This window comes from Dietzia sp. E1 (genome assembly GCF_014145015.1).
In the GTDB taxonomy this organism is placed as follows: domain Bacteria; phylum Actinomycetota; class Actinomycetes; order Mycobacteriales; family Mycobacteriaceae; genus Dietzia; species Dietzia cinnamea_A.
The window spans coordinates 1-1,074 of record NZ_JAALDU010000256.1; the positions used below are offsets into that span (position 1 = coordinate 1).

Sequence of the window (1,074 nt, forward strand, 5' to 3'; positions counted from 1 at the left end):
CCCACAGGTCTCGGCGATCGAAGTCCGGGAACAAGGTGTCCTGGAAGACGAACTCGGCGTACGCGCTCTGCCACAGCAGGAAATTCGACGTGCGCAGCTCCCCCGACGGGCGCAGGAACAGGTCGACGTCCGGCATGTCGGGCTCGTCGAGGAAGCCGGCGAAGTTCTCCTCGGTGATGTCGTCGGGCCCCAGCTCGCCGGCGGCCACACGTCGGGCGATGTCGCGCGCGGCGTCGACGATCTCGGCCCGGCCGCCGTAGTTCACGCACATGGCCAGGGTCATGACCGTGTTGTCGCGGGTGAGCTCCTCCGCCTCCTCGAGCTCTTTGATGACCGACCCCCACAGCCGCGGTCGCCGGCCGGCCCACCGCACGCGCACCCCGAGGGCGTGCATCTCGTCGCGACGTCGCCGCAGGACGTCGCGGTTGAAGCCCATGAGGAACCGCACCTCCTCCGGGCTGCGCTTCCAGTTCTCGGTGGAGAACGCGTACGCGGACAGATACGGGATGCCCATCTCGATGCACCCCTGGACCACGTCCATCAGCACGGCCTCGCCGCGCTTGTGCCCCTCGGTACGGGGCAGACCGCGCTCCTGCGCCCAGCGCCCGTTGCCGTCCATGACCAGCGCGACGTGGCGGGGCACGAACTCGGCGGGGATGGCCGGCGGCCGCGTCCCCGACGGATGCGGAGTCGGCGGCCGGACCGTGGCCGCCTGCGGCGCGGGACGCTTACGGAATCTGGGTAGTCCGGGCACGGGGCTCCTCAACGGGGATGACGGGGGCGGAATCGGCGGGCCAGGCCGCATCGGCGGGACGGGCGGAGGCGGGACGGGCGGAGGCGGGACGAGCGGCATCGGGACCCGCGGTGTCGGGACGGCCGGCGGGACGAGCGGAGTCGGGCCGAGCGGAATCAGGACGAGCGGCGACGACTCCGTCGGCATCCGCGCCGATCAGCCCGCGGTCAACCAGCGGCAGGCTGCGCAGGTCGCGCTCGAGATGCCACTGCAGGTGCGCGGCCGCGATGCCGGAGGCCTGCCGGACGACCGCGGGCGAGGACAGCCCCACGGCGTCCCAC

Annotated in this window: 1 protein-coding gene and 1 pseudogene; both read right to left on the bottom strand. The window is 72.6% G+C overall.

Going from position 1 to position 1,074, the window contains the following annotated elements; translation table 11 throughout:
* Nucleotides 1–754 (bottom strand): isoprenyl transferase (locus G6030_RS09305; RefSeq protein WP_182642942.1); only part of this gene is annotated, 754 nt, incomplete at its 3' end.
* Nucleotides 729–1,074: pseudogene (locus tag G6030_RS09310) on the bottom strand (hypothetical protein); the annotation flags it as partial. The gene G6030_RS09305 and the pseudogene G6030_RS09310, both read right to left, overlap by 26 nt.